17 protein-coding genes and 2 pseudogenes are annotated in these 24,731 nt (G+C 70.1%); 11 read left to right on the top strand and 8 right to left on the bottom strand.

The annotated features are described in order from the left end of the window. Positions 1 to 85: 85 nt before the first annotated feature. The 4 genes and pseudogenes from POF43_RS27695 to POF43_RS27680 form a co-directional block, all read left to right on the top strand. Positions 86 to 907 (top strand): annotated as a pseudogene (locus POF43_RS27695) (tetratricopeptide repeat protein); the annotation flags it as partial. Between the two features lie 386 nt (positions 908 to 1,293). Further along, positions 1,294 to 1,632 carry a hypothetical protein gene (locus tag POF43_RS27690; protein WP_271315718.1) on the top strand — a complete coding sequence of 113 codons (339 nt, stop codon included), beginning with the start codon at positions 1,294 to 1,296 and terminating at the stop codon, positions 1,630 to 1,632. A gap of 1 nt (position 1,633) precedes the next feature. Further along, positions 1,634 to 2,683 carry a caspase family protein gene (locus POF43_RS27685; protein ID WP_271315717.1) on the top strand — a complete coding sequence of 350 codons (1,050 nt, stop codon included), beginning with the start codon at positions 1,634 to 1,636 and terminating at the stop codon, positions 2,681 to 2,683. Further along, entirely contained in the window at positions 2,680 to 4,416 is a 1,737-nt protein-coding gene (locus POF43_RS27680; protein WP_271322700.1) for a hypothetical protein, read from the top strand. The genes POF43_RS27685 and POF43_RS27680 overlap by 4 nt, the downstream gene beginning before the upstream one ends. Here the strand turns inward: POF43_RS27680 and POF43_RS27675 are convergent. Both POF43_RS27675 and POF43_RS27670 read right to left on the bottom strand, forming a co-directional pair. Then, positions 4,400 to 6,163 (bottom strand): APC family permease, encoded by a 1,764-nt coding sequence (locus POF43_RS27675; protein WP_271322699.1) that lies wholly within the window; start codon positions 6,161 to 6,163, stop codon positions 4,400 to 4,402. The two genes, POF43_RS27680 and POF43_RS27675, sit on opposite strands and share 17 nt — an antisense overlap. Before the next feature lie 387 nt (positions 6,164 to 6,550). After that, positions 6,551 to 7,477 (bottom strand): AraC family transcriptional regulator, encoded by a 927-nt coding sequence (locus POF43_RS27670; RefSeq protein WP_271322698.1) that lies wholly within the window; start codon positions 7,475 to 7,477, stop codon positions 6,551 to 6,553. 162 nt (positions 7,478 to 7,639) lie between these two features. Here POF43_RS27670 and POF43_RS27665 point away from each other — a divergent pair, with 162 nt between their 5' ends. The 3 genes from POF43_RS27665 to POF43_RS27655 all read left to right on the top strand — a co-directional run bounded on the left by POF43_RS27665 (position 7,640) and on the right by POF43_RS27655 (position 13,170). Next, positions 7,640 to 8,572, top strand: a complete 933-nt coding sequence (locus POF43_RS27665; protein WP_271322697.1) for an MBL fold metallo-hydrolase — start codon at positions 7,640 to 7,642, stop codon at positions 8,570 to 8,572. A gap of 1,207 nt (positions 8,573 to 9,779) precedes the next feature. Next, positions 9,780 to 12,023: a HelD family protein gene (locus tag POF43_RS27660; protein WP_271322696.1), complete on the top strand. Its 2,244-nt coding sequence runs from the start codon at positions 9,780 to 9,782 to the stop codon at positions 12,021 to 12,023. A 361-nt stretch (positions 12,024 to 12,384) separates the two neighbouring features. After that, entirely contained in the window at positions 12,385 to 13,170 is a 786-nt protein-coding gene (locus POF43_RS27655) for a hypothetical protein (protein ID WP_271322695.1), read from the top strand. A 103-nt stretch (positions 13,171 to 13,273) separates the two neighbouring features. Here POF43_RS27655 and POF43_RS27650 read toward each other — a convergent pair whose 3' ends face one another. Both POF43_RS27650 and POF43_RS27645 read right to left on the bottom strand, forming a co-directional pair. Then, on the bottom strand, positions 13,274 to 14,317 hold the full coding sequence (locus POF43_RS27650) for a chitinase (RefSeq protein WP_271322694.1): 1,044 nt from the start codon (positions 14,315 to 14,317) through the stop codon (positions 13,274 to 13,276). 566 nt (positions 14,318 to 14,883) lie between these two features. Next, complete coding sequence (locus POF43_RS27645; protein WP_271322693.1) at positions 14,884 to 15,582, bottom strand: GntR family transcriptional regulator; 699 nt, start codon at positions 15,580 to 15,582, stop codon at positions 14,884 to 14,886. 114 nt (positions 15,583 to 15,696) lie between these two features. Between POF43_RS27645 and POF43_RS27640 the strand changes: the two genes are divergently transcribed. Beyond that, the gene (locus POF43_RS27640; protein WP_271322692.1) at positions 15,697 to 16,623 is read left to right on the top strand and encodes an ornithine cyclodeaminase family protein; all 927 of its coding nucleotides are present in this window, start codon (positions 15,697 to 15,699) and stop codon (positions 16,621 to 16,623) included. 218 nt (positions 16,624 to 16,841) lie between these two features. Then, a complete protein-coding gene (locus tag POF43_RS27635; protein ID WP_271322691.1) occupies positions 16,842 to 17,690 on the top strand; it encodes an SDR family NAD(P)-dependent oxidoreductase in 849 nt (282 codons plus the stop codon). A gap of 87 nt (positions 17,691 to 17,777) precedes the next feature. Here the strand turns inward: POF43_RS27635 and POF43_RS27630 are convergent, their stop codons facing one another. Both POF43_RS27630 and POF43_RS27625 read right to left on the bottom strand, forming a co-directional pair. Beyond that, the gene (locus POF43_RS27630) at positions 17,778 to 20,513 is read right to left on the bottom strand and encodes a ricin-type beta-trefoil lectin domain protein (RefSeq protein ID WP_271322701.1); all 2,736 of its coding nucleotides are present in this window, start codon (positions 20,511 to 20,513) and stop codon (positions 17,778 to 17,780) included. A 464-nt stretch (positions 20,514 to 20,977) separates the two neighbouring features. Continuing rightward, positions 20,978 to 21,976 (bottom strand): GNAT family N-acetyltransferase, encoded by a 999-nt coding sequence (locus tag POF43_RS27625; RefSeq protein WP_271325897.1) that lies wholly within the window; start codon positions 21,974 to 21,976, stop codon positions 20,978 to 20,980. Positions 21,977 to 22,575: 599 nt separating this feature from the next. On the opposite strand from POF43_RS27625, the gene POF43_RS27620 reads away from it, so the two are divergent. Next, positions 22,576 to 23,232, top strand: a complete 657-nt coding sequence (locus POF43_RS27620) for a transglycosylase SLT domain-containing protein (protein WP_282704815.1) — start codon at positions 22,576 to 22,578, stop codon at positions 23,230 to 23,232. A gap of 358 nt (positions 23,233 to 23,590) precedes the next feature. Here the strand turns inward: POF43_RS27620 and POF43_RS27615 are convergent, their stop codons facing one another. Next, a complete protein-coding gene (locus POF43_RS27615; protein ID WP_271322394.1) occupies positions 23,591 to 23,929 on the bottom strand; it encodes a hypothetical protein in 339 nt (112 codons plus the stop codon). Positions 23,930 to 24,054: 125 nt separating this feature from the next. Then, positions 24,055 to 24,180 carry a hypothetical protein gene (locus POF43_RS27610; RefSeq protein WP_282704814.1) on the bottom strand — a complete coding sequence of 42 codons (126 nt, stop codon included), beginning with the start codon at positions 24,178 to 24,180 and terminating at the stop codon, positions 24,055 to 24,057. 111 nt (positions 24,181 to 24,291) lie between these two features. Here POF43_RS27610 and POF43_RS27605 point away from each other — a divergent pair. Next, positions 24,292 to 24,658, top strand: a pseudogene (locus POF43_RS27605) (mycothiol transferase); the annotation flags it as partial. Positions 24,659 to 24,731 lie beyond the last annotated feature (73 nt).

Here is a 24,731-nt window from a genome sequence, read left to right as displayed (position 1 = left end):
ACACCCTCACCCCTTCCCATCGAGTCACCCAACGCACTTTCGACTCGATCCCGACAGCCGCTGGGCTGTCGCCGACCACGGAGATACCTACCGGGCCATGGGCAGCTACGACGAAGCTCTCACCGAATTCCAGCGCGCCATCCAACTCGACCCCAACCACACCTGGACCATAGCCAACCGCGGAGAGACCTACCGGCTGCTGGGCCAGTACGACGAGGCCCTCACCGACCTCAACCAGGTCATCCACTTCAACCCCGACTACACCTGGGCCATCGCCAATCGGGCGGAGACCTTCCGGGCCATGGGCCGCTACGGCGAAGCGCTCACCGATCTCAACCACGTCATCCAGCTCGACCCCAACTACACCTGGGCCATCACCAGCCGCGCAGAGACCTACCGGCTGCTGGGGCGCTACGACGAAGCCCTCACCGATTTCCAGCGCGCCGCCCGACTCGACCCGAAGAACACCTGGACGATCACCGGCCGCGGACGGACCTGCCGACTGCTCGGCCGCTACGACGAAGCCCTCACAGACTTGCGGCACGCCACCCGACTCAAGCCCGACGACGCCGCATCCCGCTACGAATACGGAATCGTTCTGCGGTTGACGAAGTCCGACGAGAGCTGCGAACAGTGGCGTACGGCGGAGCGAATCCTGACAGACAAGGTGGCCGGAGAAGGCACCGACACCATCGACGGCAGAGCGAGCCTGCTGGCCGTCCTGTGCGCGCTGCGCGACTGGCCGGCGGCCATGGACCAAACGGAACTCCTGCTGGCAGCGAACCCCGGCAAGTACCGGATCACGGACACCCTGACCGCCCTGGCGGACCTGACCGCGACGTTCCCCGCGGACACCGGCGAAGTGGAACCGATCCGGCACCGGCTGAACCGTGCGATCGGCGCGTAGGCCCCGCCGTTCACCGTCGCGACGACGACCGGGCCGGCGTGGGTGAGGGGGGTGTTGCCCCGACGGCTGCGACCCGGTCGGGGCGGTCCCCGGTCCCCGGTCCGGGCGTTCCGCTTTCTCCCCCGGCGGCACCAGGCACCCCGGTCCGTGGCAAGCCCCGGCTCCCGTCGCCCGCCGCGCGCGAACCGGTGAACGACGCCCCGCGAGCCCGCCGGACCGACCGGCGCGGTGCCGGCCGGGACGCGTTCCCACACCTGGATGGGAACACCGATCAGCCTTAACTCCCCTTGATGTCAACGCAGTTGGGGCACCGCTCGGCGTGAGGACCCACGGGCAGTCGGTACGCTGGTCGCGGTACAGAGGCATTCCTCGACAGGGGCGCGGGCATGGTCAAGAAGATTTCGGTGCGGGTCAGCGGGTTGAACAGCCTGGACGATCCGGACCGCCTGTACAAAGCACTCACCGCGGAGACCGGCCTGACCTGGATCCGGGAGCAGCCCGAGGGTGAACGGGCACCGGTGCTCGGCACGCTCGAGGACCTTTTCCTGGCCACGATCGTCGGCAAAACGGGCGAGCTGGTCGCGGAGTACGCGTTCGAGAAGGTGAAGGAGGTGCTCCGGCGCTTCACCTCCGAGTACCTGGAGCCCCCGGAGGTGTCGGTCGAGATGGAGCCGGTGCCCGAACTCGGGGAGACCACGGCGAGCGACGGCCCCGCAGAGGGCTGAAGTGGCCAACCGGACGCTCGTCATCGGGGTGGGTGACTACGGTCCCGGCTCGGAACTGGACAGCCATCCGACGATCACCGCCAGCGCGCTCCAGTACGGTGCGGTCCTCCGGCAGGACTCCTCCTTGGGGCCGGACGGCTGCCGGGTGCTGTCCGGCGAGGAGGTCGCCACCACCAACGCAGTGATGGACGCCCTGGAGCAGGCAGCCGCCGGGACCGGGCCCAAGGACCGCCTCATGGTGGTCTACGTCGGCCACGGGATGCACTGGAAGGACCTGCCGACCAAGGAAGTGCATTTCGCCGTCGGCACCTCGGAGGCGAGCAAACCCTGGAAGTGGCTGTCGAGTTCGTACTTCTACCACGTCATGCGCAAGGCGGGCGCGGGGCTGAAGGTGCTGATCGCCGACTGCTGCTACTCCGACCTCCTGCCGGCGCTCGGCGGTGGCGTCGAGGACAGCGCGGCGCGGCTGGAGGTTCTCGGCGAACCGCAGAGCGGCACCTGCGTCTTCGCCGCCCTCAAGGGCGGCGGCTCCGGGCACTTCGCACCGGCCGACGGATGCGCCGCGCTCCCTCCGGCCTTCTCGGCCTGCACCCCGTTCAGCGGGCACCTGTTGCACCTGTTGCAAACCGGAACGACGGCCAACGTGGAGCACTTCACCATCGGCCAGCTGCGTGAGGCGGTCAAGCACAGCATGAAGACCTGTCGAACGGATCACCCCATGCCGAAGATGGTGCTCAACGACGCCAACGAGAACATCCCGATCTTCCCCAATCGCATGGAACACGGCCGTCGCATCGAGGATGTCGCCCCGCAGGGTCCCGCCGCATGGATCGACGCCCTCAAGTTCGGCCGGGCCACCAGATTGCCGGAGTTGCTGCGGGACGAGGGGATGGCCGGCGACGTCGTCGCCCTCCTGCGGGCCAGGCGGGACCCGGAATGCTCGGAACTGGCCCGGCTTGTCGAGGCGGAGGCCAGCAGGACCTACCGCAACTCCGAGACTTTCGTGCGCTTCCTGAGCCGAGCGGCGCATCGCCGGGGACGGCCGGTATGAGCGACGAACAGCCCGCCGAAAGCGAGGCCGTCGAGGGGCCGTGGAGCCGCGAGAGCCTCGCATGGGTCTCCACGGTCGACGTCTCGTTCTTCAACGACACCCTGAAGGGGATGCGGGAGGGAACGGCCGGAGCAGCCCCGATGCCCGCCATGTCCATGTTCGCCATGCGCGAGTTCGCCATCAGCCGACCGGTCGGTGAACTCGTGGCGTTCGCAGCCTGTTTCAAGAACTCCGACGACACCTTCCAAGCCATCGCCACGGCCGCGCTGCGCCGCACTCCCCAGGAAGCGGCAGAACTCGTCATCGAACAGTTGAAGACCGACCGCGGAACCGCCGGGGGAGAAGCGCGGGACGACGGTGACGGAACGGCGACACTCGTGCGGAACGTCGTGCACGATGTCGCAGGCCAGCGTCCCGCATTGGACATCGCCGAATTCCTTCAGGCCTGCAAGAACTCCGGGAGACACGGCAGCGCGGACACCGAAGCGCAGCAGGTGGTCGACTGGACGATCCAGCGGTTCACTTCGCCGGACTCGGGTCGCACCCAACTCGACCGGGCGCGGCTGTACGTCGCGCTGCTCTTCCTGGGATGTCCCGCGGAGGCCGACGCCGTCATGCGCGAGACGCTGCGACACTTCGACCTGAAAGCGAACGGCGGACTGCCGGACGACGCCGACGCGGTCGAGTTCGCCCAGGCCCTCCGCACGATCAGCCCCTCCGAGTCACTCCTGGCGGACTGGGTCGCCCATCAGCTGAACCGCCACGAGGATTTCGAGTTCCTCCGCCGGATCATCGCCGGGGTACTCCACAGTGACCAGGCGGGAGAGGGCAGGAAAGGCGAGATCGTCGAGTACGTCAGCGAGAGGCTGGAGTCCGACGACATCATCGCCATCTGCCGCCTGCTGGCCTCCAACGGGTCCGACGCGTGCGGCGAACTGCGAAGGTGCGCCGCGTCGATCGAAGACCCCCACAAGCTGGCCGGCCTCGTCAAGAGGTGGCACGACGCACCCTTGCTGAAGGGCTCGACCCAGCTGTTCCTCGCCGACATCGCGGCCCGGGGGAACAAGCCGGACCGAGGGCCGCGCTCCCTTACGGAACTGGTGCTCTTCGACAGTCATCTCGACCGGACCAGCGTCACCGACGAGTGCCGGCAACAGCTGTGGGAGGTGGCGGCCGTGCACGTCAAGGGCCGGTCCGGGGACGAGATGGTCCAACTGCTGCGCAGGATCACGCATCCGCGCCGCCGCAGGAGCGCCGAGCAGAAGATCGCCACGATTCTCGCCGACGAAATGCTCCGGCGCTCGGTCGAACCCGAACAGTTCGCCCAGTACATCCAGGCACTGCGCGACACGCACGACACCGATCCGAGGACCGCGGTCTTCCTCGCCTGCAAACAGCTCGCCGATCCGGACGACGCCCAGTGGCACCGGGGTGAATCAGCCGGCGTCATAGCGCGGACCGCGGCGCGACTGAACGAGGCGGGCCTGGTGGGCGACGCCGCCGACCTTCTCGAACGGTGCATGGAGGACGAGCAGCGCATGACCCCCGAGGACATGCGCGTCATCGTCCGGTGCCTGACGGAACACGGTTTTCCCGGGACCGAACTGGAGAACCTGCTGACGAACACCCTCGGGCGCTGGTCCGACGCCGGTCACCGCGGCGCCGCGGTGACCGCGCTCCAGGGGCCGGACTTCCACGGCCGGGTGGCCGACTTCGTCAGACTGCTGCGGTAGCCGGCGCCGGAAGCCGCCGCGATCCGTCAGCCGCCGTGAGGAACTGCTGCGAAGTGACGACCAGCGCCTGGAAGGCGACCATCGCGACGACGACGGTCGCACCGCCGAGGACCTTGGTCTTCGTGTGGTAAGAAGGATTCGATTGCTTGCCCGGCGTGCTGAGGGTGCTGGGAGCGGCATTGCCCCACAGCGTCAGGAGGGTCAGCGCCGCGAGGTACCCGAGAAGTATCAGCGCCGCCTTGGCCGCGGCGTCGTGCCGCCAGCGCCGGAACAACAGCGCGTGGGCCTTCGCGTCGTAGAACCGTCCGAACCCCGGCCAGCGCAAGGACACCAGCGGGAGGCCCAGGAGCAGCACGCAGCCGACCGCGAGAGCGACCATGCCCCGCCACACGTCCGGCCAGCCCGTCAGGTACAGGACCAGCGCGATCAGGGCGAAGCTCACTCGGGCCAGCACACACTGCACGACGCGCCGCCGCTTGGAGCGGGTCACGAGCCGATTCCGCTGAGCCACCAGCACCACGGCCGGCATGGCGTAGACGATCAGGGCCAGCACCCCCGTGACGGCCATCAGGTTACTTATGTTGCCCCGCTCCAGGCACAGGATGACCACCCCGATGCACAGGTTCACCAGCAGCACCAGCCAGTAGATCCCGTGGTGCCGGCCCATCGTCGTCCGGCGGGCGGTCTGCAACCCGCGGTGGGTGAGGTGGGCCCGGCCCAGCGCGGCGACCTCCCGGGTCAGCGCGTGAGCGAAGACCAGCCCTGCGCCCAGGGGGGCCAGCACACCGGCGACGTGGAACACCACTCTCAGAACCCCGGCCTGGTGATCCTGGACGACGTCGGCGATGGTGGGCATGCCGTTGTTGCTGCCCGTCCCGATAACATTGTGCTGATAGGCGAACTGCAGTGCCTCATACAGCAGCACGGAGCCGACGAGGGTTCCCAGCACCGCCCACCTCAACCGGCTGACCTCCCGTGCGCGTTCCCGGACCGGATCGTCACCAACCGCCGGCCGTCGTGCGCCGTGGCGCCAGCGCCCCGCGGTCCGCTGAACGTTCCCGGCGAAGTCCAGCGGACCCTGAAAACCCACGTAGGTGTAGATCACACCGCTGCCGACCACTGAGGTCAGCGCCGAGATCCAGCCGTGCTCGGTCAGCCCGCTGGATATCGAGTGGTGACCTTGCTCGGCCAGCAGAAGCACGGTGATGACGATGATGACAATCTTCAGTACCGTGATCCAGGAGTTGACGCGGAAGAAGATCCGCGGGAGGAGCAGGTTCAGCGCGTAGATGACGACCATGCCTGCCAGGACGAGCAGCCAGCCAGGAGTCGTCAACGAGGTTCCGTTAGTGACGTGCGCCCCTTTCCACCAGGACAAGTCGTGCGCCATCATGACCGCCTCGGCGACGAGGTTGATGAGGTAGAAGATCCACAGGCCGGCGGCGACGACCGTGGCCACCAACGGGCCGCTGGTCTGCAGAGGGAGAAAGATCAGACCGCCCGTCTTGGGAGCGTCCTGGGCGAGCTCGACCATGACCCACGCGATGACGAACATCAGCAGACCGCCCACGAGCCAGACCAGCCACGACTTCGTACCGGCTGCCCCCTCGACCTTCGAGGCACTGGTGACCCAGCCGGAGCCGAGCACGCCGCCCGCCGCCAGACCGACGAGGTGAAAGACCGACAGGCGCCACCGATCCGCCGGGTCCGTGCCCCTGTCCCTGCCCCGTGCTCGCTCGCCGGTCACGAGCCGCCGTTCCCCCACTGCGAATCCACCCGTCCCATGAGCTTTACCCAAAGCATCGTCAGCTCTTCAGCCGTGGGCGAAGCGTACAGCGGGGTACTACCAAGCTTTAAACATGATCTTATGAGTTGACTTCGCGGGCCTGCCCAAGCCAACAGTCGGCCATGCGCATGGTGTACACACCTGGCAGCGGATCGTGATCAACAGCCTGCGGGCGCTGCGCGAATATGCAGTCACCGGCCCCGCCGAAGAAGACACCGGCCCCCTGACCAGCAGCGGGGCGACGGCGCTTGCCGACACACCACGGCCTCCCCACACCACATCCGACCCCGACAACTCCCGCCGCCGCAACCGGAATTCACCCCCCGACGGCACCACCCTGACGAACCGTCAACCAGACCGTGCCTCCCGGCGATACCGGTTCGGTGCCTGGCCGAACTCCCGCTTGAAGGCGTGGGAGAAGGCGAAGGCCGAGCCGTACCCCGCCCGGGAGGCGATCTCGGTGAGCGGGGCGTCCGACGCGTTCAGCAGGCGTGCCGCGGTCGCCATGCGCCACCACGTCAGGTACGCCATGGGGGACTGCCCGGCGAGCGCGGTGAACCGTCGCGACAGCGTGGCGCGCGAGACCCCGGCGAGGCGGCTCAGCCCTTCCAGCGTCCACGGGAAGGCCGGGTCACCGTGCATGGCGTCCAGCGCCACGGTGCACACCGGGTCGGTCAACGCACGTCGCCAGCCGGCCCCGGCCGCGACGGCGGGGCAGTCGTCGAGCCAGGCACGCAGGAGGTAGACGAAGACGACGTCCAGCAGGCTCGCCACGAGCGACTGCCCTCCGGTGCGGGGAGCGCCGGCCTCCCGGGCCAAGAGGTCGACCGCGCACCGCAGTTCGACGTGCCGGCCCATCCCGGAGGGCACGCGGAGCACCTCCGGCAGCTCCCGCAGGAGTGGATGGGGGCGGGAGCCGTCGCGCCGGTACTTGCCGCACAGCACCGCGGTCGTCGCGTCGGACGCGGCCGGTTCCCGCCGCACCCGCTCGCTGTTCCACTCGTCGAACAACAGGGTCTGCCGGCGCGAGGGAGCCTCCGTGTCGCCGAAGGCCAGGGCGTGGCCCTGACCTCGGGCGAGGAGTACGACGTCACCGACGCCGAGTGCCACCGGCTCGCCGCTGTCCGGCAGCAGCCAGCAGCGCCCGTCGAGCACGATGTGGAAGCCCGTGCCGTCGTACGGCGCGAACCGCCACCCTCCCCGGCCCAGCCGGGCCCGGTTCAGTACCGGCACACCGGTGCGCATCGTGGCGATCGCGTCGCTGAGCACATCCATATCGGGATTCTACGTTCACGTAACAGGGTGAGCGGATCAAGCATGGGATTGCGCTTCAGAAGCATTCATATGCGCAGTGGTGCTTCGTACGCTTGATCACAGCCAGCGTGCCCGCCGCGCAGCACGACGGGCACGACACCGCGAACACCTGAGGGCGACAGCATGAGTACGGACAGCATCTCGCTGGGAGACGTGGAGATCACGAGGGTCGTGGAGTGGGGCGGTCCGATCTCCACGGCCGGGTTCGTCGTTCCCGACAGCGATCCGGACCTGTGGCGCGCGAACAGCTCATGGCTGGCGCCGGATTTCTGGCGCCCCGAGGACGACGCCTGTCTGGCCAACGTCCAGACCTGGGTGCTGCGCAGCGAAGGACGGACCATCCTGGTCGACACCGGCGTCGGCAACGACCGCGACCGCCCCCAGGTGCCGCTGTTCGCGGGACTGCGCACCACCTTCCTCGACCGGCTGGCCGCGGCCGGCGTGCGGCCGGAGGACGTCGACGTCGTCATCAACACCCATATCCACTACGACCACGTCGGCTGGAACACCCGGCTGCGGGACGGTGAGTGGGTGCCGACGTTCCCCAACGCCACCTACCTCGTCCCCCGAGCGGACAACCTCTACTTCGACCCGCGGGGGCCGGGGCCGGGCCGCCCGCCCCGGGACGAGCACGAACGCTCGCGGTGGCAGGGAAGCGAGTTGGTGTTCAACGACAGCATCGCCCCGATCCACCAGGCCGGCCAGGCGCTGCTGTGGGACGGGACGTACCGCGTCGACGGCAACCTGGTCCTCCGCGCCGCGCCGGGGCACACCCCCGGATCGTCGGTGCTCCACCTCGCGTCGCGAACGGACCGCGCCGTCTTCGTCGGTGACATCCTGCACAGCCCGGTGCAGATCCTGCGGCCCGACTGCAACAGCTGCTTCTGCGACAACCCCGCCCAGGCGGCCGCCACCAGGCGCAGCGTCCTCGGGCAGGCCGCGGACAGCAACGCCCTGGTCGTCCCCGCGCACTTCCCCGGCCACGGCGCGACCGAAGTCCGCCGCAGCGGCGAGGACTTCGTGCTGAACGGCTGGGCCGGCTTCTCCCGCACCTGACGCGGCGACGTACCGACGCGGTGACGTCGACGGCGGCTGCAGGACCGGTGCGGTGCGTTCCGGTTCGACGGGGGCGGTGCGGTGCGACGCGTTTCGTTGTATCGGGGGCCGGTGCGGCCCGGCATGTTCTGGTACGACGCGTGGCGATACGTGCCGCAGCGCTTCCACGAACTCCGGCCGCCGAACCTCACGCCGGCCTCGCCGAAAAACTTGCCGCGGAGCTCGCCGAAGAGCCGACGAAGCGATAGAGAGAGGAATGGGGAGGAGAATATCTGTTCCTCTCCATTCTCAATTTATATCGCACAGGGGGGCTTGCGGCAAGGCCCCGGTCATGCCGCAGAATCTCCGGGCCAGGCCAGAAATCGCGGAAATGAGAGTCACGGCATGCGGGTGTTGTTGTCGACGTACGGATCGCGTGGGGACGTCGAACCGCTGACGGGACTCGCGGCGCGGTCGCGGTCGCTCGGTGCGGGGGTGTTGGGGTGCCGAGGCGAGGGCCCGGGGGTGCGGGGGTACGGGTGCGCGCCGCCGGCTCACTCCACCGTCGCCGTGCCACCCACCGCCGGCGCATCCGGGCCGACGCATCCGGGCCGACGCGTGGATCAAGCCCGACGTTCGCCCGCTGCCGAAAGAGTTCGCGGCGCGACCGGACACCGGCACGATTGCGCGACGCGGCCGGTCAGCGAGGGGTGCCCAAGTCCGCGTGGGCCCCGTCGGACCGTGAAGTATCCGCGTGAACGCCGTGGGAGCGTGCAGCGGGGGACGGCCCCCGGCGCCGGGCCGGGCCGCGCCGCCGGCCCGGCGTGCTCGGGGATACCGGCATACTCGGAGGCGTTCCGCGGCGGCCGACCGGTGCCGCCCTCACCGGCGGAGCGACAGCGCCGGCTTCTACGATCATGCTGTGAGGAGTTCCCACCCCGCCGGGCCCGCCACCCGCGCGGGCCCCGGTCCCCCGTGCCGCTGTGTGCTGTTCCCCCGTTCCGTTATGTGCAGTCCCCCGTTCCGTTGTGTGCTGTGAATGGCGGCCTTTCCACCGCCGCCTCGAATTGCTCGATCGTTTGTGAGTCCTGAGTCAATGGAGCTAGCCTTGGTCCCTCCGTCATCGTCCTCATCCGAACCCCATTCAGCTGTCGATGCCGGATCCGGAAACGGGACGAACCTGGACGCCGGCGGTACTCGGCCCTCCGACAACTGGCGGACCCGGGAGTTGCGGGCCGAGAACGAGTACGTCACCGAGCTGTACGACCACCTCGAAACCCAGCGCGAACTCGCGACGGCGCTGCTGCGCGAGATCCACCTGCACGACAGGGGTGGAACGTTCCAGTCCCGCATGGAGCGCGACACGCTGGAGATCCACCACGTCCGCCGGCTGTCGGAACTGCACGCCGCCGAGTACGGGCTCTGCTTCGGCCGGATCGAGAGCGCCGACGGCGAGCGGCGCTACATCGGCCGGATCGCCCTGGCGGACGAGGACCACGAGCCGGTCCTCACCGACTGGCGGGCGTCGGCCGCGGAGCCGTTCTACCGGGCGACGCCCACCGTGCCCGGCGGTGTGACGGGACGACGGCACCTGCGGAGCAAGGGCCGGACCATCGTCGACTTCGACGACGACGCCTTCGGGGTGAGTGCCCTGGAGGGCCGGGGCGGCTCCGAGCTGAGCGGGGAGACCGCCCTGCTCGCCTCGCTGACGGCGGCCAGGACCGGGCGGATGGGCGACATCGTCTCCACCATCCAGGCCGAGCAGGACCGGGTCATCCGCTCCGCGCTCGGCGGCGTGCTGGTCGTGCAGGGCGGTCCGGGGACCGGCAAGACCGTGGTGGCCCTGCACCGCGCCGCGTACCTGCTCTACACCCACCGCGACCGGCTGGCCAAGCGCGGTGTGCTGGTCATCGGGCCGAACGCGACGTTCCTGCGCTACATCGACCAGGTGCTGCCGGCGCTCGGTGAGAGCGAGGTCGTGCTGAGCAGCATCGGCGCGCTCTACCCGGGCGTGACCGGGACCGACACGGAGACGCCCGAGGCGGCGGCCGTCAAGGGCGACGCCCGGATGGCGCGGGTACTCGGCGCCGCGCTGGACGGCCTGCGGCAGTTGCCGGAGACGTCATGGACCATCACCGTCGGCAGGACATCGCCCCACGAGGAGGAGCTGGAGATCAGCAGGGCCCTGTGCGAGCGCGCCCACGCCGCCGCGCACAGGTCCCGCGAACCCCACAACGCGGCACGGCCCGACCTGGTCGAGCGGCTCTCCTCGGAGCTGGCCCTGCGGATCGCCAGGGACCAGGGCGGGAAGATGGACCTGGACGACGTGGCGAACCTCGCCGACCGGCTCGTCGGCGAGCCCGAATTCCAGGCGCTGGCCGAGAAGTTGTGGCCGCTGCTGAGCCCGGAGCAGTTGCTCACCGCCCTGTTCGGCTCCCCGGAACTGCTGGCGGGAGCCATGCCGGACTTCTCCGAGGCCGAACGCGCCGCACTCCTGCGCGAGGGCCCGGGCCCCGACGGGGAGGGCGTGCCCTGGACCACCGCGGACGTTCCGCTGCTCGACGAGGCCGCGGAACTGCTCGGCCCGCTGCCCGGCAGCACCACGTCCCGCCAGGCCGAAGTGGCCGCCGAAGCTGAGGAGTTGGAGTTCGCGAAGGTCGTTCTGGAGGACTTCGGCGACGGGCTGGTCGACGCGGAGACGCTGGTGAGCCAGTACCGCGGTGAGGAGGCGCTGCGCCCGCTGGCCGAGCGCGCGCTGGAGGACCGGACCTGGGGCTTCGGGCACGTGATCGTGGACGAGGCGCAGGAGTTGTCCCCCATGGCGTGGCGGTTGCTGACCCGGCGCTGCCCCGGCCGTTCCATGACGATCGTGGGCGACCTGGCGCAGACCGGCGCGCCGGCCGGGCTGAGTTCCTGGAGCGAGGCGCTCGACGAGTACACGGCCGGACGCTGGCGCACGGTGGAACTCACCATCAACTACCGGACGCCGGCGGAGATCATGCGGATCACCGAGGGTGTCCTGCGGGCGGTCGACCCGGCCCTGACCGCCCCCAGCGCGGTGCGGGACGGCGGAATCCGCCCGTGGAGCCTGCGGATTCCCGAGGACGACCGGGGCCCGGCGCTGCGCGCCGCCGTGCGGAAGGAGATCGCCGCACTGGACGGCAGAAGGATGGCGATCATCCACGCCCCGGGTTGGCCGGTCGAACTGCTCGACGGGCTGGCCGAGTTGGACGGCGTCACCGCCACTGATGATCCGTCAGCACTGGAGTCACCGGTCGTCCTGATGACGGCGGCCCAGGCCAAGGGGCTGGAGTTCGACGCGGTCCTCGTCGTGGAGCCCACGGAGTTGATCGCCGCACACGTTCGCGGCGTGAACGACCTCTATGTCGCGCTCACCCGCGCGACGAAGAGCCTCGGGGTCATCCACAGCCGGGACCTGCCGGAGATGCTGGCGGGCCTGGACCCCCGCTGACCGGACGCCGGGGGCGGATCGGCAACGGACGCACACCGCACCCCGAAGGGCATCGGGACCCTCGGGGTGTGGTGCTTCGGCCGGCGAGCGCGGTCGCACCGCTGGCGGTACGGGCTGCGCCCTCGCCGATACCCGGTCGCGCCGCCGCCGCTGCGCGGCTGGCCCGGGCGGCCCGGGCGTGGTCGTGCCGGGCCGGGAGGCCCACTGAGCCGGAGGGGTCAATGACGACGCGGGACGCGCATGCCGCCGCTGTGCGCGGCACGGCGCGGATTACGTTGACGTGGGCGGCGCCGGCCCGGCTCCGGCGCTTTTCCGGCCCTTCGACGACCAGGAAGGACTGAGGGTGCACTCTCGCCTCGGCATGAGCAAGAAAATGGCGATCGCGGCCACCGCGCTGGCCGCGATCGTCATCTCGGCCGTTCCAGGATCGGCCTCCGCCCACGGGGGCGGGAACCGAACGCGGCCGGACCACTGGGGCGTGATCACCCGCAACACCGTCGGCTCCCCGGTCGCCGCGCTGCGCAACGGCCCGTTCGGCTCGTTCGGCGTGCAGGGGCCCTCGGCCAGGCCGCCCTACGGGCAGGGCAGCCTCGGCATCGAGGTGGCCGACCACTCCACCACGCTGAATCCGCCCAGCGAGAAGGTCGACTTCGGCAACGAGGTCGACTTCTACGGCGACCCGGTCCTGGGCCTGAACCAGGTCGGGTTCCACGTCTTCCAGACCAGTGAGAACATCGCCTACGGCGGCGGTGGCGCGGCCGGCGCGCGGAACCTGCCGAGCATCAGGTTCGAGATCGAGCCGAACCTCACCGCCAACCCGACCAACCACTACACCACGATGGTGTGGGTCCCGGACGCGTCCCCGGTGACGGACCGCTGGAGTCCGTACCTCGACGCCACCACGACCGGCACCTGGTTCCTCACGGGCAACGCGGGCCTGGTGACCGGCTGCAACCAGAACACCCCGTGCACCTTCCAGCAGGTGAAGGCCGCGCTCAACGACGGAGGGCCGGCACCGACCATCTACTCCGTCGCGGTGGGCAAGGGCCCTGACTTCGTGTGGGTCGGCGCTGTCGACGGTCTGCGGGTCAACCGGACGGTCTACGACTTCGAGGCCGACGGCGTCAGGACCCGCCAGGTCCGATGAGCGAGGACGGGAACGGGCCCGGCGGCTGACGAACGCCGCCGGCGGGTCGAGGGGCGTCGCGCACTGGCAACGTCCCTCGACCCGCCGGCTGTCGGCGTGGTGGTCAGCCGGTGTAGGCGCTCATCGCCTTGCCGAAGTCACCGGCGGTCTGGTCTATCGACGAGCAGGTGGCCGACGCGGAGTCCTGCGCGCCGCCGGGGCACGGCTGGTCACGGGTGGCGGACCAGAACGACAGCCAGGCCAGGTGCTTGCTCTGGGCGAAGGACACCAGGGTCGAGGCGTTGGCCACGGTGAACGTCTCGGCGCTGTCGTCGTTGACGCCGATCATCGGCGTGACCGCGATCTTCGACCAGGCCTGGTCGTCGGTGAGGTCGGTCCACACCGACTTGACCTGGCCCTGGGTCGCGGTGGCCGCGTCGATGGCGTTCTGCGCCATGTCCGCCGGGAAGGAGGACCCGTAGTCCATCGCCATGACGTTGACCGCGGCGATGGTGGCGTTGTTGGTCTTGGCGCTGGCCAGGACGTTGACGCCGTCCGAAGTCAGACCGGTGGGGAGCACCGGCAGCGTGTAGGAGACCTGGAGTGAGGGGTTGTTCTGCTCCAGGATGGCGATCGCCTGGTTGCGGCGGTCGACCGACGCGGTGTCGGTGAGCGCCCCGCCCTCCACGTCGAAGTCGATGTAGGTCAGGGAGTACTGGTCGATCACCTTCTGGTAGGCGGCGGCCAGGTCGGCTGCCGAACTGCAGCCCGCGGCCAGTTCGTTGCCGCTGGCGCCGCCGAACGACACCCGCACGTCACCGCCCGCCGAGCGCAGTGCCGCGATGTCGGCGACGGTGGCCGAGTCGGTGAGGTCGGTGACGCCGGCCCACTTCGGCGTACACGAGCCACCGTCGGTGATGAACGCGAGGTTGAAGTACTTGGTGCCCTCGGTCGCGGCGCTGGAGGCCAGGTCGTACTGCGGGTAGAGCGAGAGGTCGACGTACGGGGCGAAGGTCCCGAATCCGCCGGCCGCCTGCGCGGTCGTGGTCCCGGTGGAGAGCAGGGCGGACCCGGCGGCGAGTACGGCCGCAGCGATGGCGGTGGCGGTACGGACCGTCCGGCGCCGGGCGCGACGCTGGGACCGGGAACCGATGGAGCGTTCGGGCATGGGCGTACTCCAGCTGTGGGGGTATGGGAAACCCATGCCGGAACGGGGGTCGAGGACACCGTTCGGGCACGGGTTGTCTGGTGCGCCGGCGTGGGGGCCGACGGGCGGACCGACCGTGAACACCCAGCACTTGGCCCGCACGACGCAGGACACGAGCTGCGTGCTCCGGTGACCGCTCACCCCTAAATTGGCCTGGACCAATGTCTCGCGTCAACCCCCCGACCGAAAAAGAACCGCCCGGAACAGTTCCCTCCGCGCGCCGCCCGGCCATCGTGTCGCCAGGCCGGCGCGACCGCGAAACGCCGTGCCCCGGCGGCCGCCATCCCCCCTGACCTGGTGTCCGTCCGCCTGCTCCACGGCATCCGTTGACGGCGCCCCCGGCAGCAGATCCGCTCTCCGGACGCCCGGGACGGCCGGGTGCGACACGACGGTCGGGTTACGACACGGGCAGGCGCCACGAACACCGACGGCGTCTTCTCTTCGACGGAGCGCGCGTCCCGGCACCCCGGCCTGCCAACTCGACTCCCCCGCGCAGGCGTTGGCCGAACCGGTGACGGTCGCCGCGGTCAGGAGTGGCCGGACCCGCCCGCTCGGACATCGCGGAGCCGGCTGATATGACGGGTCATCAACTCAGCGACCGCTGCCTGGTCTTCGCGCAGGACGTGGTCGAGTACGGCCTCGTGCTCCTGCGCGGAGGCGATGAGGCCGTCGTGGTCGAGGCCGGCGCGGCGGCTGCGGGCCCGCAGGTTGCCGGCGATCTCGACGAGCGCGGGATTGCCGGCGAGGGCGAGGAGGGAGAGGTGGAAGGCGCGGTCGAGATCGCGGAAGGCCACGAGGTCGCGGTCGCGCGCCGCGCGGACCAGGTCACGCGCGACCGGGCGGAGCCCGTTGACGGCGTCCCGGGTGGCGTCGCGGGCATCGGCGGCGAGGCCTGCGACGGTGGGCACCTCGATGAGCGTCCGCAACCGGGTGAGGTCATCGAGCTGCTTGCCGGACGGTTCGACGACCCGGAACCCCTTGTTGCGCACCGGCTCGACCAGCCCCTCGTTGCACAGGTCGAGCAGCGCCTCGCGCACCGGGGTGGCCGACACGCCGAAGCGCTGGGCCAGGGCGGGGGCGGAGTAGACGTGACCCGGCCGCATCCGGTCGGCGATCACCGCCGCGCGCAGGACGTCGGCGACGCGCTGGCGCAGGTTGCGTCCGCCGCCGAGGGGAGGAACGTCGAACTCCCCGGCCGGATCCGCCGGTCGCACCGTCGCGCTCATGCGTCCGGACCGACCGTCATGACCGTTCCTCCCGGTGCGATTTCAGTGCTATGTAATATATTACTGATGCGGGTGGCCGGGCAAGGCTCCCGATCCCGCCTGCGACAAGGAACCATGATGACGGCCCCGCCCTACATCGACGGCGCGACCCTGATGTCCCTGGTGTCGTGGAACACGGCCGTCCTCGCCCTGGAGTCGGCGCTGGCCCGCGGGGTCGGCGACCACACCCCGCGCACCGCCGTACCGGCGGCCGGCGGTCACCTGCTGCTGATGCCGGCCGCCAACGCGACCGCCGTCGGCGTCAAACTGGCCGCCGTCGCGCCCGACAACCCGGCGGCGGGCCTGCCGCGCATCCAGGCCGTCTACGTGCTGTTCGACGCCGACACCCTCACCCCCCGCGCGTTCGTCGACGGCACCACGCTCACCACGCTGCGCACCCCGGCCCTGTCCGCGCTGGCGGTACGGGAGCTGGCGGTCGAGGACGCCGGCCTCCTGGTGGTCTTCGGCACCGGACCGCAGGCGTGGGGGCACGTGCACGCGGTGTCCGCGGTCCGCAAGCTCCGCGAGGTCTCGGTCGTCGGGCGTCGGCACGACCGCACCGCCGCGTTCGTCGGCCAGCTGCGCGCCGAGGGCGTCAACGCGGTCGTCGGAGCGCCGCAGGACGTCGCGTCGGCCGACATCGTGGTGTGCGCGACGTCGGCGCGGGGACCGGTCTTCGACGGGCGTCTGCTGGCCGGCCACGCCTGCGTCGCCGCCGTCGGCTCGCACGAACCCGATGCCAGGGAACTCGACGACGCGGTCTTCGCCCGGGCGTCCCGCGTGGTGGTGGAGGACGCGCCGACCGCGCTGCGTGAGGCCGGCGACGTCGTCATGGCGGTCGCGGCCGGCGCCCTGCGCGCGGACCGGCTGGTCACCGTGGCCGACCTGGCCGCGCTGCCGCCCGCCGAGGGGATCGGCGTCTTCAAGGGCGTGGGGATGGCCTGGCAGGATCTCGCGGTCGCCGAGGCCGCCCACGACGCCTGGCTCGCCTCGCGCGGCTGAGCACATTCGCCGGCCGTCTTCGGCCCCGCGCGGTCGGCGCAGCGGGTACTTTCGCAGTCCCGGCAGCCCGTCGGGCCCGTCCCAACCGACCTGCCGAGGCCGGACCTCGTGGCGATTTGCCTTCGAGCCCACTCGAAGAGGCATGGTCGGTGGACGTGACCGACCCGAGGCCGGACCGCTTCGATCCGAGGGCCTGCGCCCTGATGATGTGAGGTTCTATGAACGGCAAGATCGTCCTGATCACCGGCACTTCCACCGGGATGGGCCTGGAGACGGCGCTGGGAGCCGCGAACGCCGGGTGGCGGGTCGTCGCCACCATGCGGGACGTCGCCAAGGCCGACCGGCTGCGCAAGGCCGCGGAGTCCGCGGGAGTGGGCGAGCTCATCGAGGTGCGTCCGCTGGACGTGACCGATCCCGCCTCCGTGGCGGAGTGTGTGAACGGGGTGGTGGCCGACCACGGCGCGTTGCACGCGCTGATCAACAACGCCGGCTCCGGCCATGTCGGCACGCTGGAGACGGACGGGGTGGACGTCGCCCGGCGCGTCATGGAAGTCAACTTCTTCGGGGTACTCAACGCCACCGCCGCGGCGTTGCCGCACCTGCGCGCCACCGGCGGCCGTGTGCTGACCGTCTCCAGCGTCGGCGGCGTGATCGGACAGCCGTTCAACGAGGCTTACTGCGCAGCGAAGTTCGCCGTCGAGGGGTACATGGAGGCGCTGGCGCCGGTCGCCGCCACCGTCGGAGTGGGCGTCATCATCGTCGAACCGGCGGCCGTCGCCAGCGAGTTCGTCGCGAACGTGGGAATCCCCGCCGACCAGAAGGAACTGACGGACCGCATGGGCCCGTACGCTCCCGCGGCCCAGGCCTACCTGACCCGCACCGCCGGGGCCTTCGCCAACGCCCAGTCCGCCGCCGACGCCGCCGCGGCGGTCGTCGCGGCCCTCACCGCCGAACGGCCCGCCCTGCGCGTCCAGACCTCCGACGCCGCCCGTGCGTTCGTCGCGCCGAAACTCGCCGACGCCGACGGCTCGGCCGTGTTCGCCCTGACCAGTCCCTGGGTCGCCTGACACCTTCGCACCCCCGCTGGTCCGCCGCGGCATGCGCGGCGGACCAGCGGTGCTGTGCCTTTCGGCCGGTCGGCCGGTCGGGTCGGCTCAGGTACGTGACCAGCTCTGGTTGCTGGTGCCGTTGCAACTCCAGATCTCCAGCGGGGTGTTGTCGGCCGTCCCGCCGGCGGTCGCGTCGAGGCAGGTGCCCGATGCGACGTTGACGACCGTGCCGTCCGCCCTGACCCGCCACTGCTGGGTGTTCGTGCCGTTGCAGTCGTAGATCTGGACGCCGGTGCCGTCGGCCGTGCCGCCACCGATGAGGTCGAGGCACTTGTTGTCGTAGACCGTCAGCTGGTTACTGCCGGTGGACGTCCAGGTCTGGTTGTTCGCACCGTTGCAGTCCCACAGCGCGGGTTGGGCACCGTTGTCCTCGCTGGCCGCGGGGACGTCGACGCAGCGGCCCGACCCCTTGCCCCGCAGCGGACCGGAGACGCTGCCGCGCGCCCAGACCTGGTTGCTGCCGCCGTTGCACGTCCACAACTCCAGCGCGGTACCCGCGGTGGTGCCTCCCCCGGTGGCGTCCAGGCACTTGCCCGAGGCGGTGTTGACCACGGTGCCGTTGGAGTTGACCGTCCACTGCTGGGCACCGGTGTTGTTGCAGTCGTAGATCTGGACGGCGGTGCCGTCGGCCGTGCCGCCGGCGTTGGCGTCCAGGCACTTGGAACCGTAGACGGTGAGCTGTCCGGACGGGGTCGCCGTCCAGCTCTGGTTGGCGCCGCCGGTGCAGTCCCACAGCTGGACCGGGGTCAGGTTGGCCTGGCTCTGGCCGGTCACGTCGGCGCACAGCCCGGACTGCGAACCCTTCAGCACGCCACCGATGTTGCCGGCCGGGTTGGGCGTGATGGACAGGTTGTCGAACTGGTCGGTCTGGTAGCCGACCACGCCGATCCCGACCTGCCCGGTCAGATACGAGGAGTCGGTGACGGTACCGAGCGTGGTCCCGTCCAGGGTCGCGGTGATCTGATCACCGGAGAACCCGAGCGAGACGGTGTGCCACGAATCGGTACCCAGGGCCGCGTGGCTGCCGGAGGCCAGGGTGCTCAGATTCCCGGCGCTGGTGCTCTTCACGATCGACCAGCCCCCGGTGTCGGTCACCCGCAGCTCGTAGGCGGCCTGGTGGCTCTGCGGGCGGTTTTGGGTGTTGGCCCGGCCCAGCAGTTCCACGGTACCGGCCTGTTGCAGGTCGACATCGGTCTTGACCGTGTAGTTCGACCAGCTGGGATCACCCAGCAGGGAGAAGGCGTCGGAGTCGTCCTGCCACTCGATCGGCTTGACCGGGGTCACCTGCTGCACGCACTGCCCCGACCGGCCGTCGGCGCACGGCCGCACCTCGTAGGAACCCTGCATGTCCGACAGGTACTTCGCCTCGGTGTTCGTGGCGTCGGCGTCGAAGTTGTCGCTGTAGGGCAGGGCGAGCGCGTGCGCCGCGGGAGCGGTGGCGGTGCCCTTGCCCTGACCGGTGGTGGTGGTGACGGTGTAGATGTAGCCCGGCTGCATGGTCAGCGAGTAGGTGCCGCCGCTGGGCGTGATGTCCTGGGTGTGGACGAAGTCGGTCGCGGGGTTCGGGTTGTTGACGTCGGTGGCCCACACGTGGACCGTGCCGGTGGACAGCCCGCCCTTGACGGTGAAGTTCGCCGTCTGCGCGGCCGTGGCGGTCGTCGTCTCCAGCACGGTGGAGTAGTCCGTGCCGTTCGGCGACTTCAGCGTCACATAGCTGCCGTTGGACTCCGACCCGCCGATGTACCCCGATCCGGAGTCGATGAACTTCCAGCCCGGCTGGGCGAACTGGGTCACCTGCGCGGTGGCCCAGGTGTTCTCCCCGACGCTGTAGTTGCCCGACCACGGCGAGTTCGCGGTCGCCAGCCCAACCGTGTTGTAGGGCAGGTTGGAGTAGATCGAGGCGACCAGCGGCCAGTTGAGGTACCCCGTCATGTCGGCGTCCACGTAGCCGCGGGTGATGGACCGGATCAGGGCGGGGGCACCGCTGTTCATGTCCTGCGAGCCGTTCTCACTGGCCCACAGCGGCTTGCCGTTGTTCTTGGCGTTGGCGGTACTGGAACAGGTGTCGGCATCGCCGCCGTCGCCACCCTCGCACGGGTAGTGCGCGCCGATGACCTGCACGGCGTTGTTGAACGCGGAGTTGGACGCCATGTCGTCCGCCACGCTCCAGCCACTGTCGTCGCCGACGATCTGCACGCCGGAGTAGCCGGCGGCGTTCAGGGCCGAGCGCAGCTGGATGTACCAGTTGACGTCGTGCCCGCGTTCGTTCCAGCCACCGAGGTAGTCGATGGACAGACCGTCCTGCTTGGCACAACCCAGCCACGAGATCAGGTAGTTGATCGTGTCCGTCGACCAGAAACCACCGTTGATCCAGCCGGGCGCGGCCCACGCGAGACCGTACAACTTGATGTTGGGGTTACGGGCCTTGGCCTGCTTCATCAGCCAGAACTCGTAACCGGCGTTGCAGTTGATCTGCCCCTTGACGTGTTCGATCGACGGCTCCGAACCGTCGGTGGAGTTGGCGTCGCCGCCGATCTCCGCCTTGAGGATCTGCAGGTTCGCGCCGTAGTCCGGCTTGAACAGGTAGTCCAGGATCTGCGACTGCTGCGCCGCGGGATAGTCGGTCAGCAGACGGGAGTTGCCACCGCCACCACTGATCGCACCGATCCCGTCGAACGTCCGCCCGCTCTGGCTGCCGTCCACGGTCACCGCCGTCGTGGACGCGGCATGAGCCTCCGGAGCCGCGACCACCGCCAGTAGCGCGGCCAGCAGCGCAAGCACCCACAACGGGGCAAGTCTCGTTATTCGCGACACGGTTGACGCACCCTTCGCCTCAGGAGGAATGGTGCACAGTGTCCTTTCATGTTTATTTCTTCGTCAATGCTCCTATCAAAAAATAACAGAAGCAAACAAGGGGCGACGGAGATCATCGGGTACGGCTGCGGTCCGTCATCGCCGCGATCCGCCCTCTCTGTGGTCCGTCTTCCCCGTGGCCCGTCTGCTCCGCGCGGAGCCTGCGGCGGGTGGGGGCGGGGGCGGGATCGGGGCGGGCGTTGGGGGCGAGGAGCAGTCGGACGTCGGGCGTGGGGGCGGGGAGCGGTTGAGTGCGGGGGGAGCAGGCGGACGTGGGGGCGCGGAGCGGATCGTGGCCGGGTTCGGCGCCGGGGGCGGCCCGGAGGGGGCCGGGGTGCGACGCGAACGGGATCGCGGCGGTGCCGGACGGGGGCACGACGTCGCGCCCGGGCTCACCCACCGCTGTCGCCCCTGTCGCCGCTGTCGTCCGTGTCGTCGCTCCAGGCGATGCCCGCGAAGCGCCAGCCCGCAGGCGTCCGCACCAGCTGCATGGACTTCGTCCCGCGCCCGGCGAAGGGGACGCCCCGCAGGACGCCGGACTTGGCATAGCGGACGAGGCGCTGCGCGACGTTCCCGGAGACCAGGGTGGTGCTGCTCGTCTCCCACTCCTTGAAGTCCGTCAACTCTCCACTGCTGAGCAGAATCTGACGTGGGGTCAAAAAATCGGCCAGCGACTCGACCCTCACGGGTTCAGCGTGGCTCACGACCTGGGCCCCCGGGAGGAAGGAGGACTCCAGCGCGAACAGGTCCACCGATCGGCCGGCGTTGGTGAAGGCGTCGAAGAACTCCGCAGCGAGGGCGTCGATCCGCTCCTCGTCCGAGACGGACTCAGCCGTGCCAGCCGCGTCAGGCGCGTCAGCCGGTCGCCGACCGCGCCAGACCTCATTGGTGGTCGACCAGATCTCCATGGGTACGTCCCCGGAGTCGTCCGCCTCCTGGAAGGTCAGGCCCAGACGGCGGGCCGTACTGATGCTCCGGACGTTGGCGGACAGCGTGTGCCAGATGATCCGGTCGACCCCCAGGTCACTGAAGGCCCAGTCGATCAGCAGCCCGGCCGCCCGGGTGACCAGCCCGCGCCCCTCGGCCGCGGGCTCCAGCCAGCAGCCGACCTCGGCCACGCCTGTCGCGGTGTCGACGGAGACGAACATGACGCCGCCGACCAGGACCCCGTCCAGCCATATGCCGCGGATGCCGGCGCCCGTCAGCGCCTCGGCGTCCCAGTAGCGGCGCAGCACGGCCTCGGCGGACTCCAGGTCCGTGGCGACGAAGCTACGGCCCACCCACGGCGCGATGTGGGTACGACACCGGTCGAGGTTGGCGAGGAACTCCGCCGCCCGCCGGGGCTCGAGCGGGGCAAGCCGCGCTCCGGGACCGAGGGGACGTGCGTACATGCGGACTCCATGGGATCAGATCCGTACCGAGGCCAGGGCACATTACTCGTTGACCGGCAGTCCGGGAATCGTTGATCGGCAAGCCGGGATCGGACACGGGGTAGCGGGACTGCGCGACAGGTCGGCGTACGGCGGCGCGCGCTCGGGCAGCCCCCTCGGGTCAGGAGCCGAGCCGGCCACCGCTCCGCCACCTCCGCAACCGAAACCCCGTGAAATGTCGGCACCCATCGCGTTCACACCCTCACGTTCGGCAAGGGAGAACCCCCTCCCGTGTGACGCCCCCGACAGGACCCACGTCACACACGAAGCCACGTAGTACCCACCCGGCAGACATGAAGGACATGTAAAGGCGTAACGAGCACATAAACACGCCACCGCAATAAGCACGAGCCACCCCTCAACTACCACGGGTCGTACATCACACAATTGCCTGCCGTTTTTCCGATCGCTAAGAATGGGCGAGCCGCAGAGAACTGTGCTGCAACACAGCGAAACGCCAAATGGCCTCTGCGACCCGACTGGACAGGACACGAGACTTCATGCCCATTCCCGCCACCTTCACCCGCGCCACCCGAACCGTTCGCGACCAGACCGCCCGCATGACCCGGAAGCAGAAGCTGTCCGCGGCCGGCATCGCAGTCGTGGGAGCCTCGATTCTGGCCGGCGCGGTGGTGCCGGGTTCGGCACAAGCCGCGCCCGCCCCCCAGCACACCGGCACCCCCACCGCCCAGCACACCAAGAACATCAGCACCACCAACACCGACTTCACCATCCACCTGCTCGACACCACCACCCAGCACACCAAGACCCACACCAAGACCCACGCCAAGACGCACACCAAGACACACGCCAAGACCACCACGGCGCACACCGCCAAGCGGCACCCCGCCCACAAGTCCATCGGCTTCAAGACCGCCGCCAGGACCACCAGCGCCCCCAACAACCTCAACGGCTGGATACACCAGGCCCTGTCCGTCATGCACAAGCACCACATCCCCGGCAGCTACGACGGAATCAAGCGCAACGCCCTGCGCGAATCAAGCGGCAACCCCCACGCCATCAACAACTGGGACATCAACGCCCAGAAGGGCATCCCCTCCAAGGGACTGCTCCAGGTCATCCCCCCGACCTTCGCCACCTACCACGTCGCAGGCACCTCCAAAAACATCTACAACCCCGTCGCCAACATCGTCGCCGCCTGCAACTACGCCGCCCACCGCTACGGCTCCATGGACAACGTGAACTCCGCATACTGACCCCCACACCCCAACACCGGAATTCACCAACACCACAACCACAAAAGCAGCACCATCCAGTACCACCGCGTGGGCCCCGGGACGGAATCCGTCCCGGGGCCCACGCGTCACACCCACCGACCAGAACCACCACCCGACCGAGAATTGCCGGTCACCGGACGGGCGGCGGTGTTGGCGCTCCACGGCCCGTGCGGGCGCGTCGAGCGCGAGGTCCGCGGGCAGCCGCAGACGTGCGCAGCCCACGCCGGTACGACAGGCCCACGCCGGTCCGGCGGGCCCGGTAGGACGGCGACCGTACGGCGGGAGCCGATGGCGGCGGCCCTGCGGCAGCGGCTGTGCGCCGGCGCCGTGCGGTCGGTCAGGCGGTGTCGCCGCGGGTCACCCAGTCGAACGGCTTGAGCGTCTTCGCCCGCCGGTACGCCTCGGTCGCGGCGCCGTCACCCGGCTCACGGCCGGTGTCGTTCGACGGCCCGGGGTAGGCGTGGCCACCGTGCATTGAGGCGAGCAGCCGGGCGCCGTGGTGGACGCAGCCCGGTACGCCGTCGAGGTCCGCACGTCCGGTGATCGCGACGCCTCCCATCCCGGTGCGTTTGCGGGTCGCCACGGCACGCCGCTCCCGGATCAGTACGGCGTCGTGCGGTCCCTCGCAGGGGCTGGGGTCGGTGGAGTGGGCGGCGGCGCAGCGGCTGTCGGTCATGGGTCGAGTCTCCCGGATCCGGCGGCCTGCTCGGCGCGCGGGCCCACCGCCGGAGGCCGGTCCAGGACGCCGGGGGCCGCGTCGGCGGGCGGGCCCGCCACGGCGTCGGCCTGACGCTGCCCGGCTCATCGGCTGCGCGCCGGAGTGGCGGCGTCGGTGGGTGCGTCGGCTGCGGCCATGGCGTAGCGGCGGACCAGGTGCGCGAAGGCGTCCTTCGGCTCGGGCGGGCCCACGAACCACATCAGAAACACCGAACACACCAAGCGCGCCGGAACGCACCAACCACACCAGGCATGCCCCAACACACCGAGCGCCCCTGATCCCACCAAACACACCGAGAACGGCTGGAAGGCTTCATCACCGTGACCGCCACAACCACACCCCACCACACCCTCGACGGCGAGCGGACCGACCTGCTCACCGCGCTCGCGAGTGCGCGATCGGCCCTGACCGCCACGACGCGCGGGCTCGGCGACGACCGGGCCGGTGAACGTGCGACGGTCAGCGCGCTGTGCCTGGGCTGATCAAGCATGCCGCGTCCATCGAGGCGGGTGGATGCGTTTCGTGGTCGACGGCCCGTCGGCGATGCGTTACGACCTGCCCGACGGCGTCACCTGGACCGCGCTCGCGGCCGGTACCGCGCGCGAGGTCCCGCAGTGGGCGATCGGCCACCGGAACGGCTTCCTGATGTTGCCCGGCGAGACGCTGACGGGGCCCGACGGGTCCTACCGGTGGTCCGAGGTCGACCCGCCGGCCTCGGATGGCGTAGGCGCCGACCGGTCGGCGGAACGCCGGGGCGTCG

It is taken from the genome of Streptantibioticus silvisoli, assembly GCF_027947535.2.
GTDB classification, from domain to species: domain Bacteria; phylum Actinomycetota; class Actinomycetes; order Streptomycetales; family Streptomycetaceae; genus Streptantibioticus_C; species Streptantibioticus_C silvisoli.
Note: the sequence above shows the minus strand (reverse complement) of the source record. Positions and strands in the feature narration are given on the sequence as shown.

Excerpts from the sequence above, each read along its gene's own strand:
- POF43_RS27690 (WP_271315718.1), top strand. The coding sequence starts at position 1,294 with ATGGTCAAGAAGATTTCGGTGCGGGTCAGCGGGTTGAACAGCCTGGAC.
- POF43_RS27680 (WP_271322700.1), top strand. The coding sequence starts at position 2,680 with ATGAGCGACGAACAGCCCGCCGAAAGCGAGGCCGTCGAGGGGCCGTGG.
- POF43_RS27670 (WP_271322698.1), bottom strand. The coding sequence starts at position 7,477 with ATGGATGTGCTCAGCGACGCGATCGCCACGATGCGCACCGGTGTGCCG.
- POF43_RS27665 (WP_271322697.1), top strand. The coding sequence starts at position 7,640 with ATGAGTACGGACAGCATCTCGCTGGGAGACGTGGAGATCACGAGGGTC.
- POF43_RS27655 (WP_271322695.1), top strand. The coding sequence starts at position 12,385 with ATGAGCAAGAAAATGGCGATCGCGGCCACCGCGCTGGCCGCGATCGTC.
- POF43_RS27650 (WP_271322694.1), bottom strand. The coding sequence starts at position 14,317 with ATGCCCGAACGCTCCATCGGTTCCCGGTCCCAGCGTCGCGCCCGGCGC.
- POF43_RS27645 (WP_271322693.1), bottom strand. The coding sequence starts at position 15,582 with ATGAGCGCGACGGTGCGACCGGCGGATCCGGCCGGGGAGTTCGACGTT.
- POF43_RS27640 (WP_271322692.1), top strand. The coding sequence starts at position 15,697 with ATGATGACGGCCCCGCCCTACATCGACGGCGCGACCCTGATGTCCCTG.
- POF43_RS27635 (WP_271322691.1), top strand. The coding sequence starts at position 16,842 with ATGAACGGCAAGATCGTCCTGATCACCGGCACTTCCACCGGGATGGGC.
- POF43_RS27625 (WP_271325897.1), bottom strand. The coding sequence starts at position 21,976 with ATGTACGCACGTCCCCTCGGTCCCGGAGCGCGGCTTGCCCCGCTCGAG.
- POF43_RS27620 (WP_282704815.1), top strand. The coding sequence starts at position 22,576 with ATGACCCGGAAGCAGAAGCTGTCCGCGGCCGGCATCGCAGTCGTGGGA.
- POF43_RS27615 (WP_271322394.1), bottom strand. The coding sequence starts at position 23,929 with ATGACCGACAGCCGCTGCGCCGCCGCCCACTCCACCGACCCCAGCCCC.